The following is a 23,745-nucleotide window of genomic DNA, read 5'->3' on the forward strand; positions in this document are numbered from 1 at the left end:
CTTTTCTGCCGCGCCCCAATATCTGGTAGGTCGCGGCGAAAAATGGCCCGTAACGCCCCGAATTGGTGCAGTTTTCTTGCAAATGTCATCGCTGCGGGCCATGTTCCGCCAGATGTTTGCACTAAGAACTCTCCTGGGGGGGATTCTCGCGATCACGATGGGAACTGCTGCGTTGGCTGAATGGCCTGTGGGTGGCCCTGAAAGCGAAACACGTCCCTTTAGCCGCGCTGATGCGGTTGTCTTGCGCGCCAACGCGGCGTTTGAGAGGGTTGAAGTTGCGCGCGCTGCGCTGGCCTCGTTCAAACCGTTGACCCGTCCTGACTATATGCTGCGCTATCCTGTGGTGATTTCTGAAAACCCGACCCAGCGCCCTGTGATGCGGACCAACTACATTCCGGATGCCCGCTGGGATTTCAAAAGCGGCAGCGACAGCTGGACCCGCGCCGCACTGGCCGCACTGCGCAGTCACGGCACACGGATGGAAGAAACCGTTCCTCGCGATATCGAGAACTGGTGCCCTGCCTATGAAGACAACCCGCCGCATCTACGTCGCGCGTTCTGGGTTGGGATGATGTCGGCGCTCGCCAAACATGAAAGCACTTATCGCCCCGAGGCTGTGGGTGGTCCGAACCTTTGGTATGGGTTGCTTCAGATTTACCCAGACACCGCCCGCCGTTACGGCTGTCGTGCGACGACGGGGGAGGCGTTGAAAGACCCCGAAGACAACCTTAGCTGTGCCATCCGCATTATGAATGTGACCGTCCCGCGCGACAACGCGATAGCTGTGCGTGACAGTCGTTGGCGCGGTGTTGCAGCCGATTGGGGGCCAATGACGCACCCCAGCAAGATCGCGGAAATGTCGGCATGGACGCGGCAACAGGAATATTGCGAAGCGCCTGTAAACATCGGCAGCATCCGCCCAACGGCACGCCCGCAGGTACAGGCAACGCTGTCGACAATGAACGAAGGCTAGTCCCTAAGACCAAAGCAATCTTCGCGTTGTCTTGACCAAACTAACTGTTTGCGCGCCTGCGTTATCCCCCAAAGCCAGCGTCGCTTTACGCAAAAGAGCGATCCCGTCTTCAGTTTTTTCTGGCAACGCTGAGGGGGATATCGGCTCACCTATGGTGACGGAATAGGGCTGCTTGGCCTTGTTCAAGGTCTCATGGAACAGCGTGACATCCCGAAGCGTTGGATGGATCAAATCGAACAGGTAGAACATCGCGGAATTGCGGGCGCGGATGTTGACCGGAATGACCGGAAGTTTGAATTTGCGCGCCAGCATTGCAGCCGATCCCATCCATGGGCGCTCAAACAGGCGTAGACCACGGCGTTTAGCCAAGCGTCCTGACGGGAAGATTACTCCTAAACGGTCATCCGCCACGGCCTTGCAAAGATAGCTCATGGTTTCGCGTGTTTTACCGTGGGACCGTTGATCCTTGCGCCATTCGACAGGGGCAATCATGTCTTCCATCTGCGGCATCACCCGCAAAATATCTTTGTTCGCAAAGAAATATGCGTCCGGCCGCATTTGGGAAATCAGCCCGTGCAGCATGATACCATCTGCGATCCCTGTCGGATGATTGGCAACGATCAACGCCGCGCCCTGACGGGGCAGGTTTTCTAAACCCGAAACCGAGACCTCTTTGCCGATGCGTTCATACATGGCCGTCATAATGCCTGCCGTATCCAACCCTTGAAGTTGCGCGGCAACATTGACGGTCTCGTCATAAGACAAGCCACGGTTCAGAACTGCGCGCGCCGCACGTGTGGCGATTCCGTCTTTGAAAAGCCAAGGCGCACGTTCTTTGATCAAAGGGTCAATGCGATGTCTCATGGCGCAATAAGAACCACAGGATTGTAACGGTTCTATGGACGGCAGCGGCCGCATCTGATTTGGGCAATAACCTGCCTCAAGAGGGCGGAGAATGGGTGTCTTTGTGCCGATAAACCCGCATCCGATAGTGCAGTTTTGAAGGCACCCACCGGTGGTTCTATGTCTGGGGGCCGCCGTCCTTTGCGTTCATTCGTGTAAATTACCGAACCCGCATTGCGCGTGTGATGTCTTCCAGCGCGTCTCTTTGGCGATCACTAAGCGCGGTCACACTGCCCTTTAGCACGGTCATCAACGGATCCATTTGTTCTGCTCCGCCCAATTTATAAAGCTTGCGCGAAATCCGTGCGATGGCAGGCTCCGCGCCGCCGCATTCGGTCATGAACCAGCGGCCCAGAACTTCCATTTCTTCGGTCTCTTCCGCATTCGCGCGCAGGACGGACCGAATTTGCACGGTCAAAAGTTGCCGTTGTTCGGCTGTTGGTAGGTCGTCCAGTTCAATAAATGCAGTCGCGATGGACGCAATCGCAAGGCGAGGATCCTCAATGCTTTCAACGGGGTGAACGTTTAACTTACGGCTAAACCCGAACCGACGCGCAGCAAGGCGAACATCATTGGCCATGTCCGCGACATCCCCGACGACGTCGCGGGCGTTGCGTGCGCGCTGGGCCCAAAAATATGCGGCTCCGACAATTCCAAGTAGGGCAATAATAAACGGCACTGATAAACTCCTTAAGACCTTTCAGAGACACTATCGCCCAAGCTGCGGTCGGGAAAGTCTGCTATTCCAGCATGCGGCCAACCATTTCGGAAGTGTCACGCGAAAGTCCCGCCGTGCCTGCAATGTCTTGAAGGACCGCACGAATTTGCGCTTGGCGGTCGGCATCATAACGGCGCCATGTTTCAAAAGCCGTGGACATGCGTGCGGTGGTTTGTGGGTTGATCGCGTCCAGTTTTTTCAGCCAATCCCCAAGAAGGCGATAGGCAGACCCATCCGCCGCATGAAATCCTGCGGCGTGACCGGCCAGAGCGCCAAAGACGGCTCTAAAGCGGTTTGGGTTTTTCATGTCGAAATCGGGTTCTTCGGTCAGCTTTTGTGCCGTTGACGCCGCTGCGTCAGGCCCCGCCGCCGAAACCGTCAGACCGAACCATTTGTCCATGACCAATCGATCACTCCGCCATTGAGTGCGGAACGCCGCGCTTTCTTTCTCGCCTGTTCCGTTGCGCAACAAGGCCGCAAGGCCGCCAAGCTGCAGCGTCATGTTATCGGCATCCGCAAACTGCTTGGCCGCTGCAGCACCACCATCAAGACGGGTGATCAGCCCAAGGGCGGTGTTTCCAAGGCTGCGTTTTCCAGCGGATTTTGCATCGGGAGAAAACGGGCCAGTGTTCATGCAGTCAGCATAAATACGGGGCAGAATGTCTTGCACGTGCTGGGCCATCGCCACACGCAACGCTTCGCCCGCGTGGTGGATTGCTATCGGGTCAGGCGTAACGCCCGCATCAAACAGAACCTGCGCCATGTCGCCTTCGGAGGGCAATGTCAGGACAAGCGCACGGAATGCTGGGTCGAGCGTGTCATCGCGCAAAATGGCTGCAATTCCATCAAGGTAGGCTTTGTCTGGCGCGGCCCCTTCGGTCACCGCCTTTTTATAGACCGCGCGCGCCAAGGCTTCGCCTGCGTCCCATTTGTTGAACGGGTCCGTGTCGTGGGCCATGAGGAATGCACGTTCCGCATTGGTCTGGTCGCGCTGCAAGATTACCGGCGCAGAAAAGTCGCGCAGGACTGAGGGCACAGGTTTGCCCGCAAGCCCATCAAAGCTAAAGCTCTGGCTTGCTTGGGTCATTTCCAGAACGGTTGTTGGCTGCACCTCATCCCCGTTTTGGGACAGCAGACCCACGGCAATCGGGATGACCATCGGGTCTTTGTCGTTCTGGCCTGGGGTGGGCGGTGTTTCTTGCGTGAAATGAAGGGTGTAGGTGTCGTCTTCATAGCTGTCCGAGACCGTTAGTCGCGGTGTTCCGGCCTGCGAATACCAGCGTTTGAATTGCGACAGATCGCGGCCTGTGCTGTCCTCGAATACCTTGAGCCAGTCCTCAATCGTTGCGGCGTCGCCGTCATGGCGACTGAAATAAAGATCGAGCGCTTTGTAATAGTCCTCATCTCCGACCAGACGTTTCAACATTCCGATCAGCTCGGCACCTTTTTCATACACCGTGATGGTGTAGAAGTTATTGATCTCAATAAAGCTTTCGGGGCGCACTGGATGGGCGAGGGGGCCGCCGTCTTCGCGGAACTGGCGCGATCGCAGGGTGATCGCATCCTCGATCCGTTTCACTGCGTGACTGCCTTGGTCGCCTGTGTATTGCTGATCGCGGAACACGGTCAGCCCTTCTTTAAGGCACAGTTGGAACCAGTCGCGGCAGGTGATCCGGTTGCCCGTCCAGTTGTGGAAATATTCATGGGCGATGATCGCGTCGATGCGTTCAAAATTAGCGTCCGTACTGGTCTCGGGCGAGGCCAGTACGCAGCTGGAGTTGAAGATGTTCAACCCTTTGTTTTCCATCGCGCCCATGTTGAAATCATCCACTGCGACGATGTTGAAAATGTCGAGGTCGTATTCGCGGCCATAAACGTCTTCGTCCCATTTCATCGACCGTTTCAGCGCTTCCATGCCAAAGGCGCATTTGTCCTTATCAGGGCCGGGGCGCACGAAGATGTTTAGCTCCACGTCATTTCCGGACATGGTTTTGAAAGTACCCGAATGGGCTACCAAATCACCGGCGACCAAGGCGAACAGGTAAGCCGGTTTGGGCCAAGGGTCGTGCCATTCTGCCCAACCTTCACTTGAAGCCACTGGGTTGCCGTTGGACAACATGACGGGGTGGTCACCTTCAATGCGGACGGTGAAGACGCTCATCACGTCGGGGCGGTCGGGGTAGTAGGTAATCTTGCGAAAACCCTCTGCCTCGCATTGGGTGCAATACATTCCGCCTGACGTATAAAGCCCCTCAAGTGCCGTGTTGGTTGCGGGCGAAATTTCGACCTCAGCTTCCCACACGAACGGGCCGTCGGGAACATCGCAGGTCAGCCCGTCGTCCGTGATCGCGGAGGTCACGTCCTCCCCGTTGATCTTGGCCCAAATCAGAGTGACGTCTTGTCCGTGCAAAAAGAACGCCCCCGGAAACTCCGAATTTGGTCGAAACGAAATGCGGCTGATCACGCGTGTTGCTGTCTCAGCCAATCGGAACGTCAGGTGGACGTCATCCACCAGATACCCGAACGGGCGATAGTCGCTAAGATAGATGGTTTGGGGGGCTGCGTCTTTCATGGGGGACTCCGTTGGGTTCGCTCAAACCTATGGTGCTGATCAAAGGGCTACAAGACGAAGGCAACCAATCGGCACGGATTATCAAGTTTCCTTATGAAGTGTATCAGGACAGAAATTTGGCCCGTGAGTTGCGCAGCAAGGTTTCAACGCGTAGCTCTATGGCAAGGCCATAATTTGGCTCCTGATTGCGACCCAAAGGGGGGAAGACCATGACCAATCGTGTTACGCGCGGTGAACTTTCAATTGCAGCCGAACTTGTCGAGTTCATTGAACAAAAGGCGTTGCCCGAAACAGGGGTGACTGCGGATGCGTTCTGGCAAGGGTTCTCGGATCTGATCAATGATTTCGGTCCTGAAAACAAAGCATTGTTAGAGGTGCGCAGCAAAATGCAAAGCCAGATAGATGACTGGCACAAGGCGCGCATCGGCACGTTGCACAACGAAAAGGCCTACGACACCTTCCTGCGCGAAATCGGTTATTTGGTCCCTGATGGAGACGACTTCGAGATCGAAACCACCAACGTCGATCCTGAAATTGCGAAAGTTCCCGGTCCGCAATTGGTTGTGCCAATCACCAACGCACGCTTTGCACTGAACGCCGCGAACGCCCGTTGGGGAAGTCTTTATGACGGGTTCTACGGCACGGACGCCATGGGGCGCACTCCCAAAGGCAAAGGCTATGATCGCGGTCATGGTAGCCGAGTTGTCGCCCGCACGCGGGTGTTCTTGGATGACACGTTCCCGATCGAGGATGCCTCTCACGGGGATGTTGAACACTACACGGTTGTAGATGGCGCGTTGTTGATTGATGGCAATCCGCTCATGATGCCAAAGCAATTTGTTGGCTATACAGGCGACCCTGCCAAACCGAAGACGATCTTGCTCAAGAACCACGGCCTACATGTCGAACTGGTGTTTGACGCGAACCATGTGATCGGGTCCCACGATCGGGCGTCCTTGGCGGATGTGCGTTTGGAAAGTGCAGTTTCAGCGATTATGGATTGTGAAGATTCCGTGGCCTGTGTGGATGCCGAAGACAAGGTCGTGGCTTACACCAACTGGCTTGGTCTGATGCGCGGCGATCTTGAATCCACGTTTGAAAAAGACGGCAAGACCATGACCCGTCGCCTGCATGACGACCGCACATTTACAACGCCTGAAGGCGGGTCTTTGACGCTCAAGGGGCGTGCTTTGTTATGGGTGCGCAACGTTGGCCACCTGATGACCAACCCGGCGATCTTGGACCGTGACGGCAACGAAGCCTTTGAAGGTTTGATGGATGCGATGATCACAACATTGATCGCAAAACATGATCTTGCACGCGACAGCGGCAATTCGGTGCATGGATCCGTTTACATCGTGAAACCAAAGATGCACGGCCCTGATGAGGTTGCCTTTACCAACCGGATCTTCAGCCACGTTGAAACCGTGCTGAACTTGCCTGCCAACACCATCAAAGTCGGGATCATGGACGAGGAACGCCGCACGTCGGCCAACCTCAAGGAATGCATCCGCGCCGCGAAATCACGCGTGGCCTTTATCAATACAGGGTTCCTTGATCGCACGGGCGATGAAATTCACACCTCGATGGAAGCAGGGCCTGTTAGCCGTAAGGATTTTATCAAGCGAAAAGGCTGGATCGGCGCATATGAAAACCAGAACGTCGATATCGGTTTGGAATGCGGTCTGTCTGGGCGCGCCCAGATCGGCAAGGGCATGTGGGCGATGCCTGACGATATGGCGGGTATGATCGAACAAAAGGTCGATCACCCCAAGGCTGGCGCAAACTGTGCATGGGTACCAAGCCCGACTGCCGCGACACTGCATGCGCTTCACTACCACAAAATCGATGTTTTTGCCGTGCAGGCGAAACTGAAAGCAGGGGGGCGGCGCAGCTATCTGCCTGCGCTGCTGGAGATCCCACTGGCAAGCTATCGGGCATGGACTGATCAGCAGATCACCCGCGAAGTGGAAAACAACGCTCAAGGTATTCTGGGGTATGTCGTGCGCTGGATCGATCAGGGGATGGGGGCGTCCAAAGTGCCCGACATCAACAACATCCCGCTCATGGAAGACCGCGCGACCTGCCGGATATCGGCACAGCACATTGCAAACTGGCTGCACCACGACATCATTGACCGTGGGTTGGTGATGACGGCCATGCATAAGATGGCCGCTGTGGTCGACGAACAAAACGCAGACGATAAAAACTACACCCCAATGGCGCCCGATTTTGGCGGCATCGCGTTTCAGGCGGCGTGCGATTTGATCTTCATGGGGCGTGAACAACCTTCGGGTTACACAGAACCTGTTTTGCATCGCCGCCGACTTGAGCTAAAAGCACGCGATAACGTTTAACAGACCAAGCGGAGCACCCAATGGCTGATATTTCGACAAACAAAGCACGCACGATCATTCGTAAAGGCCTGATCAAGGCGCGTGAAATGGAACTCCGCCCGATGGGCATTGTTGTTGTGGATGCTGGCGGCCATGTCATCGCTTTTGAGCGCGAAGACGATGCGCCTCCCGGACGGTTTACAATTGCGCAGGGCAAAGCCTACGGCGCTGTGATGCTTCGTATGGCGGGCACGGCGCAGATGGCACGCGCCGAAGCGCAGGCCTATTTCATGGCCGCGGCAAACGGCGCGTTTGGCGGTAAAATGATTCCACTTCCGGGTGGTGTATTGGTGCTGGACAAGCGCGGAAAAGTCGTCGGCGCCGTTGGTGTGACCGGTGATACATCGGATAATGATGCAATTTGTGCTGTTTTTGGTATCGAAGCAGCCAATTTGTCGGCGGAAATTTAACGTTTTGGGGTGAAAACAGGGGCGGCGCCCTAACGGAGCTTTGAAATATTGACGCATCTTGCTAGGTAGATGCAAAAGAGGTGATGTATGCGCAAGCCAGTCGTTGGTATCATTGGCAACTTTTACATGATCGGGGACGACTACCCGTCGCATTCGACAGGTGTAATGAATTCCGAAGCGGTGGCGCACGTTTGCGGTGCCATGCCGTTGATTGTACCGTCTGACCCAAGCCTAGTGAATGTCGACGACTTGATGGAAGTTTGCGACGGGTTTTTGTTTACAGGCGCCCGTCCCAATGTTCACCCCGAAGAATACGGTCACGCGCCAACTGAAGCCCACGGTGATTTTGATCGTGAACGCGACGGATTGGCGCTGCCCTTGGTGCGCAAATGCGTTCAGCGCGGGCAGCCGATCCTAGGTGTATGCCGTGGGTTTCAAGAAATCGCTGTTGCTATGGGCTGCACCCTGCATCCCGAAATCCGCGATATCGAAGGGCGCGACAATCACCGCATGCCGCCGGATGGCACGCTGGACGAAAAATTTGCATTGCGCCACGTTGTATCCTTGAAAGAAGACGGCGTGTTCCATCAAGTGATGGGATCGACCGAAGTGATGACCAATTCCTTGCATGGTCAGGGCATCATGGAGACGAGCGATAAGATCGTCATCGATGGCTACGCGCCCGATGGCACACCGGAAGCGATTTACGTTCGAGACGCACCTGGCTTTACGCTCTCCGTTCAGTGGCATCCCGAATACCAAGCCTGCGATGACCCCGTGTCGCGCCCGTTGTTCGAAGCGTTCGGCGAAGCGGTGCGCAGTTGGGCCAATCGTGAAGCGCAACCGCTGCGTAAGACCGCTTAGGGTTTACACACCTACAACCGCTATTGCCGCATTGCGCAACACGTCATTGCGGTTGGATTGGCAATACGCGGAAAGCGCCCCTGAAACAGACAATGTATCCGGCACGGCAGATAACCTGCCAGCCAACACGGCCGCGCGTGCGCGTCCAAGCGTCCAATCCGTTGCCGCATCCAAGGCTGCGGTGTTTGACAGTTGATCACAGCGAATAAGACCCGGATCCATAGGCATTGTGAAGGGTTGCGCGAGCACGGCCGCGTCGGATGTGGGTTGTGGGGCAGGGGCGATGCAGGCAGATAGCGTTGCAACGGGCAAAGCAAGAAAAAGATAACGCATAAATGACTCCGGGCCAGTGTTTTGAGAACACTGGCCCGATGCCCAATTTCATTCAAGGGCTGATCTTACAAATGGATCAGACGTGCTTCGTGGGCTTTCAGGCTGCGACGGGCTGTTGAACCATAGAACGAAGGATCTGCCCGCAGTTCGGGGAAGATCGCGAAAAGTTCTTCGCGGGCTTCGTCTGATACAGCGCTAAAGCCGATATCGCCGGGGTGGAAGCTTTCGGTGGGGGCGCCTTCTGCGTAAATGATCTCATGTTGGTCGAACATGATGTGCACATAGGTGACCATGCCAGATTCTTCTTGAACAACATCCACGCCGTCCACCAAGTGCTTTGCAGAGACCAAAACCTCGCTTTCGCCGAACAGCAATTCGGCACGATAGCCTTGGAACAAGACGCGGTGTTGTGGCGACACGATCAAGTCGCGCTCCTGACCTGCCAGTACGTTTTTCGAGATACGCACAGGGGCGAACCGGTCGACGGCAGGCACGGTGCGGCCTTCGGTCCAACGAACGGGCTGCAAACCGTGGTCGCGTGTGACCACCAGATCACCGATCTCAAGATCGTCAACAGCCACCAAACCGCGCTGCGTCGCGATGCGGGTTCCTGGTGTGAAACAGATGATGTTCTCGATCTCGGAGAAATTCAGGATCGTGCCGTCGTCTAGCGTTACGGAACCAGAATAGCTGCCAGTGCCGTCATCAACGAATGTATCACGCACAGCTTGGGTCAAGACACCGAGGTCGCCCAACTTCAGTGTGTCGCCGCCTATCAGCGGGCCGTCACCGTCTGGGTCAGGCGTTTCGCTGCCAGAGCCGCCATCAATTGTAATCGTGCCGTTGCTGGTTTCACCAAGATCTTCGAGCGTGAACGTGTCATCTCCAAACCCGCCATACATCGCATCCCCTTCAGAGAATGTGATGTCGTCATCGCCGCTGCCAGCGTAGAACGTATCTTCGCCTTCACCAGCGGTCATTGTGTCGTCACCAGCGCCCGCAAACACCAGCTCGTCGCCAACGCCACCGTCAACAGTGTCATCGCCAGAGCCGAGGTTGAACAATTCAACCTCCGTGAACGAGGCCGTGTTTGTGCCGTCACTCAACGTGCCTGTTTCTGCGCCAGTGAAGTCCAAAGTTACGCCAGTCGTCATGCCGCCCGCATCGACAACGTCAATGTCAACGAGACCCGCGTCTTCGCCAGCGGTGATGTCGTCAGTACCGAAGCCTTCGCCAAGTACGAAGCTGTCAGAACCTGTTCCGCCGTCCATAACGTCATTGCCAGCGCCGCCAGTGATGGCGTCCACACCCGAGCCTGCAACGATACTGTCGTTACCGGAACCACCTGTAATCGTGTCGTCGCCCGCGCCTGAATCGACCGTCATACCCGCGCTGTCATTGCTTAGGTTGATGACGTCGTCGCCACCTTCGGTTTCAATCGCCTCGATTTCGCTGAATGTCGCCGTGGACGTTCCATCTGAAATGGAGCCAGACTCATCACCCGTCGCGGTGACGGTGACGTCAACGTTTTGAGTGGACCAGATTTCATCGGTGTCAGTGCCGCCTTCGCCGCCCTCAATAACGTCAGACCCAAATCCGGATTCTTGCACGAACGTGTCGGCATCATCGCCACCATAAAGGGTGTCAGCTTCATCGCCGCCGTTGATGATGTCGTCGCCTGTGCCACCAAAGGCCGTATCGCTGCCAACGCCACCAAAGATGAGATCATCCCCAGCTTCGCCATAGATGGAATCATCGCCGTTCCCGGCAATGACGGTGTCGTTTCCGGCACCTGCTTCGATCAGGTCGTCATTGGGTTCGTGGCCCGCAAGGATCGCGTCTGTGCTATCAACTTGATCGCCATCGGGGTCACCAACGTAAGACGCATCAATCGTATCGTCGCCCGCGGTCCCGCTGACGGTGCCGTCAGGCATCGGGATACCAATCGCGTTTAGATAGAACGGATCGTCTGCATCTGTCGGATCGATGCCAACAAGCGTGATGGTTTCACCGTTCGGGAAGGTCAGCAACGCGTTGCCGGACCCGTCATCAGAAACCACAACATCATTGGTCAGAACTGGTGTGCGATCTGGATCGCCGAGCGGCAGATCGTACAGGCCCGACACGTCCAATGTGTCGATGCCATTGAATGTTCCGTCGCCATTTGGGGTAGGGGCGTCGAAGCCTTCGACGGTATCGTTGCCAAACCCGTCTTCCAACACGACGACATCGGCGTCGCCGTCAGGGGTATCAGTGCCGACACCCAGATCGATGTTATCATCGCCTGCGCCAGCATTGATCGTGTCGGCGCCTTCACCAAGCGCGATATTGTCGGCGCCAGAAGAACCAGTGACACTGTCATCTCCAGAGCCGAGATAGATGTTTTCAATCTCAGAGAAAGTTGTCGTAGATGTGCCATCGCTGATTGTGCCGGATTCAGGATCCGCAGGGTTCAACGTTTGCAAATCGACAATAAGATCGTCTGTTACAAATCCGGCAAACAAGCTGTCGCCGTTAGTTTCACCCGTTTCGCCACCGGTTATGGTGTCGTTGCCAAAGTCGTCGCCCAGTTCGATATAATCGTCACCAGCATCGCCGCTCAGGACATCGTCGCCAGTGCCGCCAGCAACAAGGTCGTCACCTGCACCACCGCTAATGGTGATGTCAGAGGTATTGAGCGTACTGTCCAGAAAGTCGCCACCGTCCGTACCAACAATCGCTTCGATGTTTGTGAATGTGCCGTCTGCAATACCGTGATCGACATCGTAGGTACCGGCTTCATCGCCCGTGACCTGAACAATGACGCGGTCAACTGACGTAGATGAGAAGTCAAGCGTGTCGATGTCTGACAAGTCGCCATCTTCGCCACCGTCGATTGCATTCGTTCCGCTGGTTTCGTTCAGGATAATCGTGTCATTTCCAGTGCCAGCAGTGATCGTGTCATCACCAGTACCACCGTCAATCGTGTCGTTTCCTGTACCGCCATAGATTTCGTCATCGCCTGCACCAGCAGTGATGCTGTCATTCCCACCGTAGCCGTAAATCAGGTCGTCATTGTTCGTGTCACCAGCCAAGATCGCGTCGCCTGCATCGACCATGTCGCCATCTGGATCGCCAGTATAGCTTGCGTCGATCGTGTCTGCGCCCGCGGTCCCGCTGACCGTGCCGTCAGGCATCGGGATGCCAATCGCGTTGAGGTAGAACGGATCATCTGCATCAGTTGGATCGATCCCAACAAGCGTGATGGTTTCACCGTTCGGGAAGGTCAGCAACGCGTTGCCGGACCCGTCATCGGAAACCACAACATCATTGGTCAGAACTGGTGTGCGGTCTGGATCGCCCACAGGCAGATCGTAAAGGGCGGAAACATCCAAAGTATCGATACCCGTAAAGGTGCCGTCGCCATTTGGAGTAGGGGCGTCGAATTCATAGATGGTATCGTTGCCAAATCCGTCCTCAAGGATCAGCACATCCGCATCGCCATCCGGCGATCCATCGCCAAGGTAGACGGAATCGTCACCGGACCCAGTTGTGAACGTATCCGCGCCTGCGCCGCCAAAAAGGTCAAGGCCGCTGCCATCCGCAGACGTGTCAAAAATATCGTCATTCTCGGTGCCACCAAGCCCTTCGATTTCGGCGAAGGTTCCTGCTGCTGCCGTGCCGTTGAACGAATAGGTGCCCATTTCGGCACCGGTGGATGTGACTGTGACGCCTGCGCTTGTTACGTAATCAGAGAACCAAACGCTGTCCCAATCGCCATCGCCGACATCTTCGCCGCCGACGATGGTATCGGTGTCGTGGTCGTCGGTGATCCAGAATTGGTCCGAACCTGTTCCGCCATCTAGATAGTCGTCGCCAAATGCACCCGTGATGGTGTCGTCGTCCGCACCGCCATAAAGGCTGTCATTGTCTGCGCCGCCATTGATGAAATCATTGCCCGCGCCACCGTAAACGGTGTCGTTTCCGGCCTCTGTGGACCAATCGCCAAAGGTGTCGTTGCCGTCGCCAAGGGAAACTGTGTCATTCCCAGAACCACCCGATACCGAGTCATCGCCGATACCACCGTCGATGCTGTCTGCGCCGTCACCGCCGTATAGCGTATCAATCCCGGCGTCGCCGCTGAGGGAGTCGTCACCCGTGCCACCGTAAATGGTGTCGCCATCCGCGTTGCCCTGGATCGTATCATGGCCTTCGCCGCCATAGATTTCATCGGCGCCATCGCCACCTGAAATTACGTCGTCAGCGTCGCTGAATTCAGCGATTGGAACTTGGCTAAACTCAACGTCACCAATGCGGATCGCGTGATTGCCGTATGCTGTATCAACGTTGTTGTATTCGATCACAATTTGCGCGACTGGACCGGCAATGCTGACTTCAAGGAAACCAGTCTGAGCTGACGTTAGACCCGAGCCACCCGAATTCACAATCGAGGTCGCTGTCCCAGTCGCGTTATCAACTGTGATCGTGGATGCGTCGCCTGCGGTAAGAACAACAGGGACGGCATTGCCCAAAGCATCATATGCCGTAATGATCAGCTGGTCGATGAACTGGTTTTCCAGTTCGTCGATGTCATGGATACCAAAAGTGACATCGGTGACTTCATCACTATAGCTCGTGGGATCATTGGCTGAGAAATCAAGCGTGACCGTTGAGGCGTGTTGCCCCGTGCCGGTACCGCCGCCGTAGAGTTCAATAGAGGATGAATCGCTACGATCATCAAAGTCGTAAAGCGTGTCATTGGTTTCCATCGAGGCACCGGTGAAGTTGACGCCCTGTGTGACAGAAACATCGACCTGAATGTCGCCGCTAATAGAGGTTCCGGTCAGCCCGCCAGCGATGCTTGCTTCATCCGCAACACCCTGTTCATCCCAGCGAAACGCTGTTTCAATGTTGCTGCTTACAGATGTGTTGGTGTCGCCGTAAATGACGTCATTCCCGTCACCACCATCAATGCTATCGTTGCCGCTACCACCAGAGATCGTATCAGAACCCGTGCCACCATAAACGGTATCATTCGCGACGCCTGCATCCACGGTGTCATTGCCACCGCCCGCGACGATTATGTCCTCGTTGGTTCCGTTGCTGTCGCCACCGTCAACTTCGTCGTTGCTGCCTGTGTCATTGTAATTAAAATCAATGTCATCATCGCCGGACGTCCCGTCAATCGTGCCATCGGATGGCACAACAGGGTAGGTTGGCGGACCGTCAGCTTGGGCGGTGCCGCTGGTAATCATGTAATTGTCGGGAATAAAGTAAACATTGCCATCGGTGGCTTCGTAGTAGACGCCGGAATCCTGAATGTTGTTGTAAGAGTTGCCGCCATAGGTGCCGCTCCAGATCCAATTGCCTGCGCCAATTGTGCTGGATGTTGTGAACGTTGACTGGGATCCGCTAATCGCGTCTCCACCGTCGAGGATTCCGTCTCCTAATGTTACCAAATAACCTGTTGGCATAACTCTATAACCTCATTGCGCGGGCTTTCGCCCTGTATTGAACATCGCCGACCATGCGCTGGGCACAGCTCGACCTTTAGAGGGTTACCTACGGGTCATAGGCGGCATGAATGGGGTGATAAGGGGGCTATTGATCCCTCAATTTTGCTAAGATCATGGCAAAAATAAGTGCGGCACACGGCATGCGTGTTTTTGACTGGAGAAACGGGGCAACCTCTGGCAAGAAATGCATATGAAATGGTTAGACATCCCCCCCGTATGGCTCGTCGCGGCATTGTGCCTCACTTATTGGCTTGGGCAATGGCGGCCCTTAGGGCTTAGCTTGGCGCATCCGATCACGCAGTTTCTTGCGGCCGTACTTATCGGGGGTGGGGCGATTTTGATGCTTTTGGCCGTGATGGAGATGCGGCGTCAGAAGACGACCATAATCCCGCATATGGACGCTGAAAAACTGGTGCAATCCGGTATTTTCAAACGCTCACGGAATCCGATTTATCTTGGTGATATCTTGATCTTAGCGGGTTTCGTTCTGCGATGGGACGTGCCGTTGGCCTTGCCGCTGATCCCGATTTTGTTCTGGCTGTTGGAAACACGGTTTGTCATCCCCGAAGAAGACCGCCTACGCCGCAAGTTCAGGCAGGATTTCTATCGTTACACCGAAAAGACCCGCCGCTGGCTGTAACCCTCACAGCGCTTTTGGCGTCCATCCAATGACCCGTTGAAGCCAGCATGTGCGGGCCTTTGACCACGTCGGATGACTTGTGGTTCAAGTCCTGCACCGCTACGACTGCTGCAAGGAAGACTTATAAGGGGGATGTTCCATGAGAATTGGCACACCAAAGGAACTATTTGAGGGTGAGAACCGCGTCGCGATGACGCCGGCATCTGCGCTCGAACTGCAAAAATTGGGCCATGAATGTGTGGTCGAAACCAAAGCCGGTGCTGCCGCGGGTTTCTCGGACAAAGATTATAAAGATGCAGGCGTTGAGGTCGTAAAGACCGCCGCTGCGTTGTGGAAAACGGCTGACATTGTCGCCAAGGTCCGTGTCCCTGATGACGGTGAAATGAAACGTCTGCGTGCGGATCAAACATTGATCTCATTCTTCAGCCCCGTCGCTGACGAAGCAAAGATGAAATCCGCTGCCCATAAAGGTGCAACCGTTGTCGCAATGGAAATGATCCCGCGTATTTCGCGCGCTCAGAAAATGGACGCTTTGTCGTCCATGGCGAACATCGCGGGTTACCGCGCCGTTATCGAGGCAGGTAATAACTTCCCACGTTTCTTTACAGGCCAGATCACTGCGGCCGGTAAAGTTCCACCTGCCAAGGTTCTGGTTGTCGGGGCAGGGGTTGCCGGTTTGGCTGCTATCGGGACATCGACGTCCCTTGGTGCGATCACCTACGCATTCGACGTGCGCCCTGAAGTGGCCGAACAGGTCGAATCCATGGGCGCCGAGTTCGTCTTCCTCGACTTTGAGGAAGAACAGGCAGATGGCGCGTCATCAGGTGGCTACGCTTCTGTGTCTTCACCAGAATTCGCGGCGGCACAGCTTGCCAAGTTCCGCGAAATTGCGCCGGACATGGACATCGTTATCACAACGGCCCTGATCCCGAACCGCGAAGCGCCAGAGCTTTGGACGGAAGACATGGTGAAATCCATGAAGCCGGGGTCTGTGATTGTTGATCTTGCGGCGGAAAAGGGCGGCAACTGTAAGCTGACCGTCAAAGACGAGAAGATCGTCACGGACAACGGTGTGACCATCATTGGCTACACAGACTTCCCATCCCGTATGGCGGCGCAGTCTTCTACGCTTTATGCGACCAACATCCGCCATTTGATGACTGACCTGACACCTGAGAAAGACGGTGTCGTCGATCACAACATGGAAGACGACGTGATCCGCGGCGCGACCGTGACCCACGACAAAGAAGTGACTTTCCCGCCGCCACCACCAAAGGTGCAGGCGATTGCGGCACAGCCAAAGGTCGAGGTCAAAGAACTGACACCAGAAGAAAAGCGTGCAGAAGAGGTCGCAGCGTTCAAAGCGCAGACCAAATCTCAGGTGACACTGATCGCGATTGGTGCCTTCTTGCTTTTGGCCGTTGGCCTTGTGGCACCTGCCAGCTTTATGCAGCACTTTATCGTGTTTGTTTTGGCCGTCTTCGTGGGCTTCCAAGTCATCTGGGGCGTCGCACACAGCTTGCACACGCCTCTCATGGCGGTGACCAACGCGATTTCATCGATCATCATTCTGGGTGCTTTGATGCAAATCGGATCGGGGAGCTTCCTAGTGGTTCTGCTCGCGGCCTTGTCGGTCTTTATGACAGGTATCAATATCTTCGGCGGGTTCCTCGTCACACGGCGCATGCTTGCCATGTTCCAGAAATCTTAAGGGGGGCTGGATAATGGAATTTGGTTTCACAACAGCGGCATACGTCGTCTCTGCAGTTCTTTTCATTCTGTCCTTGGGCGGTCTGTCTGGCCAAGAAAGCGCAAAACGCGCTGTTTGGTACGGTATCGTTGGTATGGCCTTGGCCGTGGCAGCAACATTGGTTGGCCCCGGTGCTGGCTATTGGCTTCTTTCGATCTTGATGATCATTGGCGGCGGCGCGATTGGGTACCAACTCGCGACCAAAGTTCAGATGACACAGATGCCAGAACTGGTTGCAGCGATGCACTCTCTGGTTGGTCTGGCAGCGGTGTTCGTGGGCTTCATTGCGCATATCGAACTGAACCGTGTCTTGGGTATGGACCATGAAACCCGCGAGGGCCTGACAGGGTTCGCAGGGCTTCTGGCGCATAAATCTGGCGTAGAGATCGGCATTTTGCGGGTCGAGCTGTTCCTCGGCATCTTTATCGGTGCGATCACGTTCACAGGGTCGGTCATTGCTTACGGTAAGCTGGCTGGCAAAGTGGACAGCGCGGCGACGAAGTTGCCGGGCGGTCACATGCTCAACATCGCGGCGGCGGCAGTCGCAGTGATCACGCTGATCTGGTACTTCAACACAGGCGGGTTCTTCCCACTGTTCCTAATGACTTTGGCGGCACTGTTTATCGGCTACCACCTGATCATGGGCATCGGCGGCGCGGATATGCCTGTCGTTGTGTCCATGCTGAACAGCTATTCCGGTTGGGCTGCAGCGGCGATTGGTTTCTCCCTTGGGAACGACCTGTTGATCGTTGTTGGTGCACTGGTTGGCTCAAGCGGTGCGATCCTGTCCTACATCATGTGTAAGGCGATGAACCGTTCGTTCGTGTCCGTTATCTTGGGTGGCTTTGGCGGCCCAGCGGGTGAGCAGATGGCCGTTGAAGGTGAACAAATCGCCATAGATGTGGACGGTGTTGCGACGGCTTTGGAAGAAGCTGACAGCATCATTATCATCCCAGGCTACGGCATGGCGGTTGCACAGGCACAGCAAAACGTCGCTGAACTGACACGTCGTTTGCGCGCTAAGGGCAAGAACGTGCGCTTTGCGATCCACCCAGTTGCGGGTCGTCTGCCGGGTCACATGAACGTACTTCTGGCGGAAGCCAAAGTGCCATATGACATCGTCATGGAAATGGACGAGATCAACGACGACTTCCCGGAAACGGACGTCGCCATCGTGATCGGGTCCAATGACATCGTGAACCCAGCCGCACAGGATGATCCGAACTCCCCAATCGCGGGTATGCCGGTTCTGGAATGCTGGAAGGCCAAACAGGTGTTCGTGTCCAAACGTGGTCAGGGTACTGGATATTCCGGTATCGAAAACCCGCTGTTCTTCAAGGACAACACACGCATGTTCTACGGCGATGCAAAAGCGTCCTTGGACAGCTTGCTGACCAAGATCGATTGATCGACTGGGTTTCAGACCTGAAATTGACAAAGGGGCTGCAGGATTGCGGCCCCTTTTTTTGATCTAATCCCAGACAGGACCCGTAGTAAGATAAACTGGAAAGGGGTTACTCATGCGATCTATTATTCTGTTGGGTGCATTGCTGGCGCAGCCATTCGCGGCACACGCCGATATCAACGTTGTTTTCCAAGACGGCGCACCGGTTGATCGATTTACCATACAAGCGAGCGATGGATGCATGGGCACGCCATTTGATGTGTCGCTGGATCTGAGCGGGTCTGCGGCAGGCCTTATCTTTGATGTGACAGCGCAAGGCGCGGGCGTTGAGGTCTACCAGCCGCTTGTCCTCGTGGAGCAAAGCGAGCGCGTCTTGCGGGTATCCGAGATATCGGATGGCGCGACAGAGGTATCACTCTCCTTGAACGGTGTGGATCAAGGGGCGCCTGTTGTCTTTACCGCAGACCTCGATGACACCTTGGGGTCGCGCGGCATAACGGTCAGTGGTCAGGAAATGGCAGGCGTGACTGCATCGGTCACTCTCGACGGCACCAGCTACTCGGCGACATTCGACAGCAGTGGCGTAGCGCGTGTCGCTTTGCCAGATTGCATTTCTTAACGGGAAGGGGCGGCCCGAAACCATCTTCGGAAAACGGGCCGCCCGACGACTTAGGTTAGATAGGTGTTGAACCAATCAATCGTGCGGGACCACGCAAGCTCGGCTTTTTCTTCGTCATAGCGCGGCGTGCTGTCGTTGTGGAACCCGTGGTTGGCTGCCTCGTATATATGGCCCTCATAGGTGGTGCCAGCTGCCTTTAGGGCCTCCTCATAGGCAGGCCAGCCCGCGTTGATACGTTCATCCAACTCACCATATTGCATCAACATTGCGGCTTGGATTTTCGGCACGTCGTCAGCTGCAGGTTGGCGGCCATAGAACGGAACAGAAGCCGCCATCTCGGGGTAGGCCACGGCCAGCGCATTACAGACGCCACCGCCGTAACAAAAGCCCACAGCGCCGACCTTGTCGGTGGTGTCGTCGCGGGCCATCAAGTGTTCGAACCCTGCAAAGAAGTCGTTCATCAACTCCGTGCCATCCACCGTGCTTTGTAATTCGCGGCCTTCGACGTCATTGCCCGGATAACCGCCCACTGAGGTCAGACCATCAGGGGCCAAAGCGATAAATCCTGCCTTGGCCACGCGGCGCGCCACGTCTTCGATATAAGGATTGAGGCCACGGTTCTCGTGAATAACCAGAACGGAGGGCACGGGGCCTGTTACGTTTGCGGGTTTCACCAGATAGCCGCGCACGTCGCCCGTGCCATTGGGGGACGGGTAGGTGATGTATTCGGGAAAGATATCCTCATCCGTGAACGAAACCTGCTGTGCCAATGCATAGTTCGGCGACATCATATTCAACAGGGCGACGGCGGTCACACCACCGACAGCGAATTTACCGGCGCGGTTTAAGAACTCGCGTTTGGTGATCTTGCCGTGGGCATAAAAGTCATACAGGTCGAGCAGTTCTTGATCGAAGTCTTTGGCAGTCATGCGGGTCATAGTAGGTCTCCTCAGGTGGGGCCGTGGTCGGCTGCGCTTACGTTACCTCAGGTTGTAGAAGCTGCAATTCACGTTTTTGCGCGTTCGTCCCGCCAGCGGCCTTGTGCCAATCCATCCAATGTCCACGCGCCGACCGACCAGCGCACAAGCCGCAAGCACGGAAATCCGATATGGGCGCACATGCGGCGGACCTGTCGGTTGCGGCCTTCGGTGATCGTAACTTCGATCCAGCGATCCGGAATGGACTTGCGCACCCGCACAGGTGGGTCGCGCAGCCATAGGTCGGGCGGATCAATAAGACGCACTTTCGCTGGCAGAGTTGGGCCGTCCTTTAGGGTGACGGAACTGCGCAGGGGGGCAAGGTCAGCCTCAGATGGATCGCCCTCGACTTGCACCAGATAGGTCTTTGGGGTTTTGAATTTCGGGCTAGATAGTTTGGCCTGTAGTTTTCCGTCATCGGTCAACACCAATAACCCTTCGCTGTCACGGTCTAATCGACCGGCGGCATAGACGTCCTTGGGAAGATCAAAGCCCGACAAGGTCGGACGTTCAGTCGGTGACTTTGCGTCCGTGAACTGGCTGAGAACACCGAAGGGTTTGTTGAACAAGATCGTGGTCATGCGCGTTTCGTAGACCCGTCAAATGCGGAAGGAAAGCAGAGATATCCGCCGTATTGCGGTGAGTGTATGCAATGGTATTCCGCTAATCATATGAAATTACACGTTTTTCTTTACTCTTACGCAATTTAGCTTAGATTGCCTCGAAACGCTTTTCGGAAAGACTGATATGAGCCCGATCGCCGATCACCCGTTGCGCTATGCGCTGGCCAATGAATTGCACGCCCGTCCGTTTCCAACATTGGATGCGCCGTGTCGTGCGGCCTACCTTGCAATAAAGCCTGCGCAAAATGCCGCCGGACGCGACCGCGCGGCTGATATGGAACACCTAAAGGCATTGCTAGATCATTACGCGGCCCCGCACCCCGAAGAAGGGGCGACGCATTATTTCGGGCAGGTCGGTCGCCATTTGCTGAAGTGGGAAAGCCATACGGAATTCGTGACTTATACGGTGTTCGGCGAGGGTGTCGCAAAGACGCCCTTTGATGCTGCGACGTTCGGGATGTTCCCTGAGGACTGGTTGGCCAACGCGCCCGGAACGCGGGTCACATCTGCCTTGATCCGTGTGGAACAGCAAAGCGGTGATGCTGGCATCGGAGACAAAGTTAACAAATGGTTCGTGCCTGAAAGCGTCGCCGTCAGTCGGGTCTTGGATGATGACGCCGTGATTGCGGGGGACTACAGGATCGATCAGGGCGGTCATATGCGATTTGCGGTGTTTTCCCGTCCCGAAACCGGAGAGAGACGGGTGGGGCGGATTGTGCAACGCCTGTGCGAGGTTGAGACATATAAGGCTATGGCGATGCTCGGCTTTTCGCGCTGCCGCGATCTGGGTCGCGATATGGGTGCCCTTGATGGCCGCTTGAATGGCCTTACCGAGGCACTGAGTGGCGCGCCCGAGAAAACCGAAGAAACCTTGGATGCATTATTACAGGTATCAGGAGAGCTGGAATCGCTGAGCGCGCAATCGACGTTCAGGTTTGGCGCAACAGCGGCCTATGAAAAGATTGTAAACCAACGGATCGAAGTCCTGCGGGAATCCCGCTTTGAGGGGCGGCAAACCTTTGGGGAGTTCATGATGCGGCGGTTCGATCCTGCAATGCGGACAGTGGCCAGCACCAAGGAGAGGCTGGACGCCATGTCGAGCCGCGCTATCCGTGCCTCTGATCTGTTGCGAACACGGGTCGATGTGGAACGCTCCGCCGAGAACAAAGCACTGCTGGAAAGCATGGACCGGCGGGCAGATATTCAGCTGCGTCTTCAGGAAACGGTCGAAGGGTTATCTATTGTTGCGATTTCCTATTACGGGGTGAACCTTGCGGCGAACGTGACAGCTCCGTTTGCTTATGAACTGGGGCTCGGTGACAAAGGGCTAAAGGCTGTTCTAACCCCAATCGTCATAGGCTTGGTTTGGCTGATGGTGCGACGAATACGAAACGCGCTGCATTGAATATTGAATATCGGGTAGGACGACCTTCGGTCGGCGCCTGCGGCGGGCGGGGGCCAAAATTCAAGAATTTTGGCAGACAGACTTGATGTGTATTGCGGCCGGACGCCTTAGGCCTTGCGCAAAGGGCGGGTGAGGGCTTCCGTTCCCCAAAGCCCGATGAAAAGCCAAATGGGGGTGAAAAGGCCGTGCACAAAGAGGCTCAGGATCGCTTCCCATGTGCGCCACGTGGTGCCGAAATCGATCTGAAACAGGAACGAAATATTAGCAGCCCCCATCCACGCGCCGATCAGCCACGCCCCCAGAACGATTGCCAATCTGAACTTTGACGGGGCTAAAACACAAAGGGTAAAAACGGCCAGGAAAGACACCATAAAAGCACCCGTCGCATACATAAAGAACGTCATGTAAGTGACTGGCATTGATGGGTAAAGTGGGACCACCCCGCCATCCAAGTAATCGCGAATGATGCCGAAAGACCAAATTCCGTGAAGCGCGCTCATGATCCAACACCAGAGTGCTGTGACCAACGCAAGAAGAGCTGCGTTGCGCAGAATCTTGGCCATGTTGTTAGCCCCCGGTGTGGCTCATGTGGCGGGAGACTTGGCCGTCGACTGTTTGACGGGAATAGTCGAAATCATGGCCTTTGGGCTTAAGCCCGATTGCTGCGCGAATGGCATCTTCTAGCACGGCGTCATCACCACCGTTGGCCGCGCTGGCGCGCAGCGGTGCGCGTAGGTCTGAATGACCTTCTTGCCCAAGGCAGGTATAGATTTCGCCCGTGCAGGTAACGCGCACACGGTTGCAGCTTTCGCAGAAGTTATGGCTCATCGGGGTGATGAGACCGATTTTCTGACCAGTTTCTTCGATCCGGATGTAGCGGGCAGGCCCGCCCGTGCGTTCAGCCAAGTCACTGACCGTAAAGCGTTCTTCCAAACGCGCGCGCAGGTCCTTGAGCGACCAATATTGGGTGATGCGGTCTTCGTTTCCGATGTCACCCATAGGCATGACTTCAATGAATGTCAGATCAATGTCCCGATCCGCGCACCACGCTTGAAGGGTAAATAATTCGCTTTCGTTAAACCCAGCCAAAGCGACCGTGTTGATCTTTACGCGCAGCCCAGCCTTTTGGGCTGCGTCAATGCCGCGCATCACCTGCTCAAGGCGACCCCAGCGGGTGATTTCTGCGAACTTGTCGTCATCCAGCGTGTCGAGCGAGACGTTGATACGGCGCACACCTGCCGCATAAAGGTCGGCGGCATATTTCTCGAGTTGGGACCCGTTTGTTGTCAGTGTCAGCTCTTTGAGAGCGCCTGTCTCCAGATGGCGTGTCATCGCATCAAAGAAGGTCATGATGCCGCGTCGAACCAAAGGTTCTCCGCCCGTTATTCTAAGCTTTTCAACACCTAAGCGGATGAAGTTCGAGCAAAGCCTGTCGAGTTCTTCGAGCGTCAGAAGGTCCTTTTTTGGCAGGAACGTCATATTTTCAGACATGCAGTAAACACAGCGGAAATCGCATCGGTCTGTGACCGAAACCCGCAAATATGTAATCGCGCGTGCAAAGGGATCTATAAGTGGCGTTGTCATGGCGTGACCGTAAGGACGGGCAACAGCCCGCGCAAGGGAATTGCGCCTTCAATTCCCCCTCGACAGCGACTTTGGGCA

The 23,745-nt window shown here is 55.6% G+C and carries 18 protein-coding genes; 9 read left to right on the plus strand and 9 right to left on the minus strand.

Annotation, left to right across the window (positions count from 1 at the left end; genetic code table 11):
- The first annotated feature begins 112 nt into the window (after positions 1-112).
- Positions 113-973: a transglycosylase SLT domain-containing protein gene (locus KO486_RS07025; protein WP_252734612.1), complete on the plus strand. Its 861-nt coding sequence runs from the start codon at positions 113-115 to the stop codon at positions 971-973.
- Between the two features lie 3 nt (positions 974-976).
- Here KO486_RS07025 and KO486_RS07030 read toward each other — a convergent pair whose 3' ends face one another.
- The 3 genes from KO486_RS07030 to pepN form a co-directional block, all read right to left on the minus strand.
- The gene (locus KO486_RS07030; protein WP_216036536.1) at positions 977-1,837 is read right to left on the minus strand and encodes a lysophospholipid acyltransferase family protein; all 861 of its coding nucleotides are present in this window, start codon (positions 1,835-1,837) and stop codon (positions 977-979) included.
- A gap of 199 nt (positions 1,838-2,036) precedes the next feature.
- Positions 2,037-2,555: a hypothetical protein gene (locus KO486_RS07035; protein ID WP_216036537.1), complete on the minus strand. Its 519-nt coding sequence runs from the start codon at positions 2,553-2,555 to the stop codon at positions 2,037-2,039.
- Between the two features lie 61 nt (positions 2,556-2,616).
- On the minus strand, positions 2,617-5,166 hold the full coding sequence (gene pepN, locus KO486_RS07040; RefSeq protein ID WP_216036538.1) for an aminopeptidase N: 2,550 nt from the start codon (positions 5,164-5,166) through the stop codon (positions 2,617-2,619).
- A gap of 209 nt (positions 5,167-5,375) precedes the next feature.
- On the opposite strand from pepN, the gene KO486_RS07045 reads away from it, so the two are divergent.
- From KO486_RS07045 to KO486_RS07055, 3 genes are all read left to right on the plus strand, one after another.
- Entirely contained in the window at positions 5,376-7,523 is a 2,148-nt protein-coding gene (locus KO486_RS07045) for a malate synthase G (RefSeq protein ID WP_216036539.1), read from the plus strand.
- 20 nt (positions 7,524-7,543) lie between these two features.
- Positions 7,544-7,972: a heme-binding protein gene (locus tag KO486_RS07050; RefSeq protein WP_216036540.1), complete on the plus strand. Its 429-nt coding sequence runs from the start codon at positions 7,544-7,546 to the stop codon at positions 7,970-7,972.
- A gap of 87 nt (positions 7,973-8,059) precedes the next feature.
- Entirely contained in the window at positions 8,060-8,836 is a 777-nt protein-coding gene (locus tag KO486_RS07055; protein WP_216036541.1) for a gamma-glutamyl-gamma-aminobutyrate hydrolase family protein, read from the plus strand.
- Between the two features lie 3 nt (positions 8,837-8,839).
- Here the strand turns inward: KO486_RS07055 and KO486_RS07060 are convergent, their stop codons facing one another.
- Both KO486_RS07060 and KO486_RS07065 read right to left on the minus strand, forming a co-directional pair.
- Entirely contained in the window at positions 8,840-9,169 is a 330-nt protein-coding gene (locus tag KO486_RS07060) for a hypothetical protein (protein WP_216036542.1), read from the minus strand.
- A gap of 65 nt (positions 9,170-9,234) precedes the next feature.
- Positions 9,235-14,622 carry a Hint domain-containing protein gene (locus KO486_RS07065; protein ID WP_216036543.1) on the minus strand — a complete coding sequence of 1,796 codons (5,388 nt, stop codon included), beginning with the start codon at positions 14,620-14,622 and terminating at the stop codon, positions 9,235-9,237.
- Between the two features lie 232 nt (positions 14,623-14,854).
- On the opposite strand from KO486_RS07065, the gene KO486_RS07070 reads away from it, so the two are divergent.
- The 4 genes from KO486_RS07070 (at position 14,855) to KO486_RS07085 (ending at position 19,078) form a co-directional block, all read left to right on the plus strand.
- Positions 14,855-15,304, plus strand: a complete 450-nt coding sequence (locus KO486_RS07070; RefSeq protein WP_216036544.1) for an isoprenylcysteine carboxylmethyltransferase family protein — start codon at positions 14,855-14,857, stop codon at positions 15,302-15,304.
- Positions 15,305-15,443: 139 nt separating this feature from the next.
- The gene (locus KO486_RS07075; protein ID WP_216036545.1) at positions 15,444-17,015 is read left to right on the plus strand and encodes a Re/Si-specific NAD(P)(+) transhydrogenase subunit alpha; all 1,572 of its coding nucleotides are present in this window, start codon (positions 15,444-15,446) and stop codon (positions 17,013-17,015) included.
- A gap of 13 nt (positions 17,016-17,028) precedes the next feature.
- Positions 17,029-18,462, plus strand: a complete 1,434-nt coding sequence (locus KO486_RS07080; protein WP_216036546.1) for an NAD(P)(+) transhydrogenase (Re/Si-specific) subunit beta — start codon at positions 17,029-17,031, stop codon at positions 18,460-18,462.
- Positions 18,463-18,574: 112 nt separating this feature from the next.
- Positions 18,575-19,078, plus strand: a complete 504-nt coding sequence (locus KO486_RS07085; RefSeq protein WP_216036547.1) for an aggregation factor core — start codon at positions 18,575-18,577, stop codon at positions 19,076-19,078.
- 50 nt (positions 19,079-19,128) lie between these two features.
- Here KO486_RS07085 and yghX read toward each other — a convergent pair whose 3' ends face one another.
- Both yghX and KO486_RS07095 read right to left on the minus strand, forming a co-directional pair.
- A complete protein-coding gene (gene yghX / locus KO486_RS07090) occupies positions 19,129-20,016 on the minus strand; it encodes a YghX family hydrolase (RefSeq protein WP_216036548.1) in 888 nt (295 codons plus the stop codon).
- Positions 20,017-20,084: 68 nt separating this feature from the next.
- The gene (locus KO486_RS07095; protein WP_216036549.1) at positions 20,085-20,636 is read right to left on the minus strand and encodes a pseudouridine synthase; all 552 of its coding nucleotides are present in this window, start codon (positions 20,634-20,636) and stop codon (positions 20,085-20,087) included.
- A 166-nt stretch (positions 20,637-20,802) separates the two neighbouring features.
- Between KO486_RS07095 and KO486_RS07100 the strand changes: the two genes are divergently transcribed.
- On the plus strand, positions 20,803-22,083 hold the full coding sequence (locus tag KO486_RS07100) for a DUF3422 domain-containing protein (RefSeq protein WP_216036550.1): 1,281 nt from the start codon (positions 20,803-20,805) through the stop codon (positions 22,081-22,083).
- A gap of 107 nt (positions 22,084-22,190) precedes the next feature.
- Here the strand turns inward: KO486_RS07100 and KO486_RS07105 are convergent, their stop codons facing one another.
- Entirely contained in the window at positions 22,191-22,646 is a 456-nt protein-coding gene (locus tag KO486_RS07105; RefSeq protein WP_216036551.1) for a hypothetical protein, read from the minus strand.
- Positions 22,647-22,650: 4 nt separating this feature from the next.
- Positions 22,651-23,667, minus strand: a complete 1,017-nt coding sequence (gene moaA, locus KO486_RS07110) for a GTP 3',8-cyclase MoaA (protein ID WP_216036552.1) — start codon at positions 23,665-23,667, stop codon at positions 22,651-22,653.
- Positions 23,668-23,745: the final 78 nt, after the last annotated feature.

This window comes from Octadecabacter sp. B2R22 (assembly GCF_018861045.1).
Lineage (GTDB): Bacteria > Pseudomonadota > Alphaproteobacteria > Rhodobacterales > Rhodobacteraceae > Octadecabacter.